General features: G+C 66.8%; 7 protein-coding genes. 2 read left to right on the forward strand and 5 right to left on the reverse strand.

Annotated elements, in window-relative coordinates:
* Window positions 1–200: 200 nt before the first annotated feature.
* A complete protein-coding gene (locus VGE49_RS05800; protein ID WP_331033616.1) occupies window positions 201–734 on the reverse strand; it encodes a pyridoxamine 5'-phosphate oxidase family protein in 534 nt (177 codons plus the stop codon).
* Window positions 735–830: 96 nt separating this feature from the next.
* On the opposite strand from VGE49_RS05800, the gene VGE49_RS05805 reads away from it, so the two are divergent.
* A complete protein-coding gene (locus VGE49_RS05805) occupies window positions 831–1,220 on the forward strand; it encodes a hypothetical protein (RefSeq protein ID WP_331033617.1) in 390 nt (129 codons plus the stop codon).
* A 66-nt stretch (window positions 1,221–1,286) separates the two neighbouring features.
* Window positions 1,287–2,030 carry a Crp/Fnr family transcriptional regulator gene (locus tag VGE49_RS05810; RefSeq protein ID WP_331033618.1) on the forward strand — a complete coding sequence of 248 codons (744 nt, stop codon included), beginning with the start codon at window positions 1,287–1,289 and terminating at the stop codon, window positions 2,028–2,030.
* A 99-nt stretch (window positions 2,031–2,129) separates the two neighbouring features.
* On the opposite strand, the gene VGE49_RS05815 is transcribed toward VGE49_RS05810, so the two are convergent.
* The 4 genes from VGE49_RS05815 to VGE49_RS05830 all read right to left on the reverse strand — a co-directional run bounded on the left by VGE49_RS05815 (window position 2,130) and on the right by VGE49_RS05830 (window position 5,837).
* Window positions 2,130–2,783 (reverse strand): OmpW/AlkL family protein, encoded by a 654-nt coding sequence (locus VGE49_RS05815; protein ID WP_331033619.1) that lies wholly within the window; start codon window positions 2,781–2,783, stop codon window positions 2,130–2,132.
* Window positions 2,784–2,954: 171 nt separating this feature from the next.
* Window positions 2,955–3,074 (reverse strand): cytochrome bd-I oxidase subunit CydX, encoded by a 120-nt coding sequence (cydX, locus tag VGE49_RS05820; protein ID WP_105563602.1) that lies wholly within the window; start codon window positions 3,072–3,074, stop codon window positions 2,955–2,957.
* 22 nt (window positions 3,075–3,096) lie between these two features.
* The gene (gene cydB, locus VGE49_RS05825; RefSeq protein ID WP_331033620.1) at window positions 3,097–4,245 is read right to left on the reverse strand and encodes a cytochrome d ubiquinol oxidase subunit II; all 1,149 of its coding nucleotides are present in this window, start codon (window positions 4,243–4,245) and stop codon (window positions 3,097–3,099) included.
* 26 nt (window positions 4,246–4,271) lie between these two features.
* Window positions 4,272–5,837, reverse strand: a complete 1,566-nt coding sequence (locus VGE49_RS05830) for a cytochrome ubiquinol oxidase subunit I (RefSeq protein WP_331033621.1) — start codon at window positions 5,835–5,837, stop codon at window positions 4,272–4,274.
* Between the last annotated feature and the right edge of the window lie 61 nt (window positions 5,838–5,898).

Genomic DNA, 5,898 nt, shown 5'->3' on the forward strand with positions numbered 1-5,898 from the left:
AGGGACTCGAACCCACGACCCTCGGTTTTGGAGACCGATGCTCTACCAGCTGAGCTACACTCCTAGTGTCCCGGACAAAGATCAATGCGCCGTGAGCAAGCTCGACGGCGCTAACCTCGCCAGAGGGGCGCATATGCCTGAGGGCCGAGGGCATTTCAAGGGGCGTTTCGCGATAACCACCGACAGATGCGCAGGAATGTTCAGAACAGCCGCGCCACGGCGCTGGGCTCATAGCTGACGCCGTGCACGACGCGGTCGGGATCGCCGATCGAGAAGGTCTGGGCGCGGCTGCGGCCGCCGACCACGGCCACGGCCTCGACCTGTTCGGGAATCACCTTCACCACCGCCACCGAGTCGCCGCCGGGGGCGTAGGGGCTGACGTCCGGCGATCGCTTGATGATCAGGTCGTTCAGGCGCTGAACCTCGTCGCCGTCCGTCACCTCCTCGGCCCGACCGTCGATGGACAGGCCGACCGCCTCCCCCTCCCCGGCCACGCCGCGCACGGCCACGCCGACACGCGGGTCGGCGATGATGTTGCGCAGCTTCTCACTGTTACGCGCGGTGACGAAATAGAGGTTCAGCCCGTCGTTCAGATAGCCGAGGGTGCAGGCCTGCGGCCGACCGTCGGCGCGGTTGGAGGCCAGGGTCATGAGCCGCTGTCCGTCCAGCAGCTTCAGGATCGCGGCCACCGCCGCGCCGTGGATGGGAATCGCGCTGGATGCTGCTGTGGTCATGACCTGAACTCCTTGGCTGAGAACCTGCGGCCGAGCCGTTGGGTTCACCTTGACACAGATCAAGGCGATTTGGCTGTGAGCGCGCGAAATGGCCGCATGACCGAGTCCCGCCTCATGCCAGACGCGCCGCGCCTGGATGTCGTCCCCCTTACCGAGGCCGAGGCTCCGGCCGAGTTCGCTCTCGCCCGGATGTGGCGGCCTGATCTGGGCGCCGATCAATGGCGAACCTTCCTGCGCGACTGGCGCGCCGCCCCCGACAGCCGCGGCATCCTCAGCGCCCGCAGCCAGCGCGGCGGCGTCCTGGGTTTCGTCAGCTGGTGGCGACAGCCGGACCTGGAATACGGCGAGACCCTGTGGGCCGGCCCCTTCGTGGTGCGGGAAATGGGCGTGCGGCCCCTGGTGCGGCAAAGCCTGGCGGTGGAGCTGACGGCGCTGGCCCATCGGCTGGGGGCCAAGCTGCGCTACGCCGAAGACACCGCTGACTAGGACAGCCTGTCCACTTCGAAAGCGATCCCCGTTCAGCTAGACTGCAGCGGAATGCTGGAGCCGACCATGACCGCCTGCAACGCCGCCTTGGCCGAGACCGCTGATGTGCGTCTGGAAGACGTCCACCCCTGCGCCACCTGCGGGGCGCGGCCGCTGGGCGTCTGCGCCGACCTGAAGGGCCACGAACTGCAGAGCATGGCCTGCGCCAGCGAGACGGTGGCGGCCCTGCCGGGACAGGCCCTGTTCCACGAAGGCGATCCCAATCCCTTCGTCTTCAATGTCGTGGAGGGGGCGGTGAAGCTGTATCGCCTGCTGCCCGACGGCCGTCGCCAGATCACGGGCTTCCTGTTCCAGGGCGACTTCCTGGGTCTGGGCGGACGCGGGCCGTCCAGCTTCACCGCCGAGGCCCTGACGCCGCTCAGCGCCTGTCGTTTCCGGCGCGGCGACTTCGACCAGTTGCTGAACGCCCTGCCCGCGCTGGAGCACCGTCTGGTGGCGATGGCGGGCGACGAACTGATGGCGGCGCAGGAACAGATCGTCCTGCTGGGCCGCAAGACGGCGCGCGAGCGCATCGCCAGCTTCCTGACCCGCCTCTCGGCGCGGCAGGTCCAGTTGGGCGGCGCGGAAGGCCGGGTCCACCTGCCGATGACGCGCCTCGACATCGCCGACTATCTGGGCCTGACCATCGAGACGGTCAGCCGGGTCTTCACCCAGTTCAAGACCTCGGGCCTGATCCAGCTGCTGCCGAACAACGATGTGGCCCTGCCCGATCCCGAGGCGCTGAAGGCCCTGGGCGAAGGCGCCGCCTGAGCCGAAAAGAATGATCGAAGGCGCCGCCTGAAAGCAGGCGTAGGGGGCGCGGGCTGACGTCCCGCACCCCCGCCTCGCGTCGACGCGAAAGCTCTGACCTCAGAACTTCCGGCCGACGCCCACCGACACGACCCAGGGATCCAGGCTGACGCTGCTCTTCAGCGCGCCGCCGTTGATCGTGGCGTCCGTGTCGAACCACACCTTCTTGGCGTCGAGGTTCAGGGTCCACGGCCCCGACAGGTTCCAGTCCGCCCCGGCCTGAAGGGCGACGCCGAAACCGTCATCCAGATCGACGTCGAAGCCGTTTTTGTCCTGACCGTCGAAGAAGGCCATGTAGCTGACGCCGGCCCCGACATAGGGGCTGATCGTCGCGTTCGGCGTCGGACGGTATTGCAGCGTCACCACCGGCGGCAGGACCCAGGTTTCATGCACCGCAACATCGGTCGCCCCGCCCTTGGCCCGGACCTCATGCTGGGTGGCGCCGAGGATGGCCTCGACGGCCCAGTGGTCGGCCACGAACCAGGTGAAGCCCAGGGTCGGCATCCAGTCGTCGCCCACATCGACGTGCAGGCCGCTGTCCGCGCCGGCGTTGGTGACGATGGCGTCATCAGCCTGAGGCAGGACCCCGGTCATGCGGGCGGTGACGATCAGCGTGCCCTTGCCGACCGGCTCGGGGGCGGCGTCTTGGGCCGAGGCGGCGCCCGCCAGGGTCAGAACACTGGCGGCGGCCAGAAGGGCGGCGGCGGTCTTCATCGGTATCATTCCCGACAATCGCCGGATCAAGGGAGGGTCCGGCTTCGATGTCGAAAACACCGTCCCATGCCCTCCCCCGCCCCGCCTTGATCCAACTCAAGCCATAGAAAACACGCACAAAAAAACCTCCCCGACCGAGATCGAGGAGGCTGACTTCAATGGGCGACAGGGTCAGGGCTCGGAGCGCCCCTCATCTCCTTCGTCATACAGATGGAACTCGTGCCACAGGCCGTTCAGGACGCCGAAGGCCACCGCCAGGCCGAGGCCCAGGATCCAGGCGAAATACCACATGAGATGATCTCCTTTCGCGGGATCAGTAGAGGTCGGGGTTGGTCTTCAGCGCGGCCGTGCTCGAGCGCCCCCACAGCACCTTGTAGACCCAGGCGGTGTAGAAGAGGACGATCGGCATGAAGACCACCGTCACGGCCAGCATGATGAACAGGGTGGTGTGGCTGGACGAGGCGTTCCACACCGTCAGGCTGGACTGGGCGTTGATCGAGCTGGGCAGGATGAAGGGGAACATCGACAGGCCGACCGTCGAGATGATCCCCACCGCCGAGGCCGAGGAGCCGCCGAAGGCCAGGACCGCCGACTTGCGCCACATGCCGAACAGACCGACCGCGGCGCCGGCGAAGCCCAGAACCGGGGCGATGATCATCCACGGATAGCGACCGTAGTTGTCCAGCCAGGCGCCGGGCGCGGCCTCGACCGCGGTGCGCAGGGGGTTGGACACCCCGCCCGTATCGACGGCGCCGGTGATGCGGAAGCCCATGTCGCCAAAGGCCACCATGGCGCCGCCGACCGCGAAAAGGACCAGGCTGGCCAGTCCGGCGGCGGTGCCGATGGCGCGGGCGCGTTTCAGCACCACGCCTTCCTCGCCCTTGACCGCCAGCCAGGCCGCGCCGTGCAGGACCAGCATGGACACCGACAGCAGGCCGCAGATCAGGGTGAAGGGGGTGAACAGACCCAGCAGGCTGCCTTCGTAGAAGCTGCGCAGGTCACTATCCAGACGGAAGGGGGCGCCAATCAGGACGTTGCCGACGGCGACGCCGAAGACCAGGGCCGGGACGAAGCTGCCGATGAACAGGCCCCAATCCCACATGGAGCGCCAGCGCGCCTCGGGCCGCTTGGAGCGATACTTGAACGACACGGGCCGCAGGATCAGCGCCGACAGCACCAGAAACATGGCCAGGTAGAAGCCCGAGAAGCTGACGGCGTAGACCTGGGGCCAGGCGGCGAAGATCGCCGCGCCGCCGACGATGAACCAGACCTGGTTGCCCTCCCAGGTCGCGCCGACGGTGTTGATGACCATGCGGCGTTCTTCATCCGTCTTGGCGACGAAGGGCAGCAGGGCGCCGACGCCCATGTCGAAGCCGTCCGTCAGGGCGAAGCCGATCAGCAGCACGCCCAGCAGTCCCCACCAGATCAGGCGGAGGGTGGTGTAGTCGAGGGGAAGTTCCATCTCTCTTTTCCTTCAACGACCGGGGGTCAGGCGACCGCCGGTTCGCCTTCCGTGCTGGCGTCGGCTTCGCGGGCTTCCTGTTCGGCGAACGGTCCCTTCTTGACCGCCCGCAGGATCAGACCGACCTCGACCACCGCCAGGGCTCCATAGAGCAGGGTGAAGCAGACGATGGTGGTCCACAGTTGCGGCACGCTGAGGCTCGAGGCGCCGAGGAAGGTCGGCAGGACGCCCTCCACGGCCCAGGGCTGACGACCCACCTCGGCCAAAAGCCAGCCGGACTCGATGGCGATCCACGGCAGGGGAATGGCCAGGACGGCCAGACGCAGGAACCACCTGGTTTCGTGCTTGCGCAGGGTGCACAGGACGAAGGCCGTGGCGAACAGGCCGATCATCAGGAAGCCGATCCCGGCCATGACGCGGAAGACCCAGAACATCAGCGGCACGTTGGGCACCGTGTCCCAGGCGGCCTTCTTGATCTGTTCGGGCGTGGCCTGACGCGGATCAGCGACATAACGCTTCAGCAGCAGACCGTAGCCCAGATCGCCGCGCACGCTTTCGAACTGGGCGCGAGCGGCCATGTCGGTGTGGTCGGCCTTGACCTTCTCCAGGGCGTCATAGGCGACGACGCCGCGTTCGATGCGGTCCTCGGCCACCGCGACCAGCTCAAGAATGCCGATCACCGGCTTGTCGACGCTGCGGGTCGAGATCAGGCCCAGAACATAGGGAATCTTGACCTCGAAATGGGTGTGGCGGTCTTCCAGGCTGGGCAGGCCGAAGGCGGTCAGGCCGGCGGGCGCCGGTTCGGTGCGCCACATGGCCTCCAGAGCGGCCAGCTTCATCTTCTGGTTGTCGGTCAGGGCGTAGCCCGACTCATCGCCCAGGACGACGACCGACAGCGACGACAGCAGGCCGAAGGCGGCGGCCACGGTCATCGACCGCTTGGCGAAGCCGACGTGCTTGCCCTTCAGCAGATAGAAGGCCGAGATGCCCAGCACGACCACGGCGGCGCAGACATAGCCGGCCGAGACGGTGTGAACGAACTTGGCCTGGGCCACCGGGTTGAAGACCACGGCCATGAAGTCGGAGACTTCCATGCGCATGGTGTCGGGGTTGAAGGCGGCGCCGACCGGGTTCTGCATCCAGCCGTTGGCGGCCAGAATCCACAGGGCCGACAGGTTGGTGCCCAGGGCGACCATGAAGGTGACGAACAGGTGGGCGTGCGGCTTCAGCTTGTCCCAGCCGAAGAACATCAGGCCGACGAAGGTCGCCTCCATGAAGAAGGCCATCAGGCCCTCGATGGCCAGCGGGGCCCCGAAGATGTCGCCGACATAGTGGGAGTAGTAGGACCAGTTCATGCCGAACTGGAATTCCATGGTCAGGCCCGTGGCCACGCCCAGAACGAAGTTGATGCCGAACAGCACGCCCCAGAAACGGGTGATGGTCCGCCAGATCGGCCGCCGCGTCATCACATAGATGCTCTCCATGATGACCAGCATGAAGGAGAGGCCCAGGGTGAGGGGCACGAACAGAAAGTGGTATAGCGCCGTCAGTGCGAACTGAAGGCGTGACAGGTCTACGACCGCCAGGTCGATCATGGGCTCAGGCTCCTGACCGCCAGCCCCCATCGACCGGCGTTCTACTATAACCTAAAGC

This window comes from Brevundimonas sp. (assembly GCF_036405315.1).
Classification (GTDB): domain Bacteria; phylum Pseudomonadota; class Alphaproteobacteria; order Caulobacterales; family Caulobacteraceae; genus Brevundimonas.